This window comes from Aromatoleum toluvorans, assembly GCF_012910905.1.
Lineage (GTDB): Bacteria > Pseudomonadota > Gammaproteobacteria > Burkholderiales > Rhodocyclaceae > Aromatoleum > Aromatoleum toluvorans.
Map to the genome: position 1 here is coordinate 1 of NZ_WTVN01000098.1, position 437 is coordinate 437.

At 62.5% G+C, this 437-nt stretch carries 1 protein-coding gene; it reads left to right on the top strand.

What is annotated here, in order from left to right; translation table 11 throughout:
• Window positions 1–107 precede the first annotated feature (107 nt).
• The gene (locus GPA22_RS22470) at window positions 108–365 is read left to right on the top strand and encodes a hypothetical protein (protein WP_021080432.1); all 258 of its coding nucleotides are present in this window, start codon (window positions 108–110) and stop codon (window positions 363–365) included.
• Window positions 366–437: the final 72 nt, after the last annotated feature.

Sequence of the window (437 nt, forward strand, 5' to 3'; positions counted from 1 at the left end):
TCACGAAATGGTGAGCCGGACAAGGCCTGTGAAACCATTCACATCGGCCTTGCGTGCCCTGCGGTAAGTGACCCTCGGTGGAGCACGTCCGCATTGTGGAGGAATCCATGCAGGGCTCTTTCGACAACCGACAGCAGGACCCCGAGAGCAATTACGGGAGCTTCAGCATCAAGCTGATTGCATTGCCGGTGCTGCTGGTCGTGGCGTTGATCGGGATGCTGGTCAGTCACCCCGCCGCGGTCAAATGGATTTCGGATGTGGCGCAAGCGGAGTTCGTCGGAACTGATGCCTTCGACACCAATCCACCGCCCAGGATTGCGCAGCCGGCGCCCGCGGCCTTGCCGCGCACGGTGAAGGCCAACTGATCATTGCTGTCGTCGCCGCGGATCAGGGCGACGACGATAGTCGGCCAACGACCGGCGGCCGTCGTCACGCGG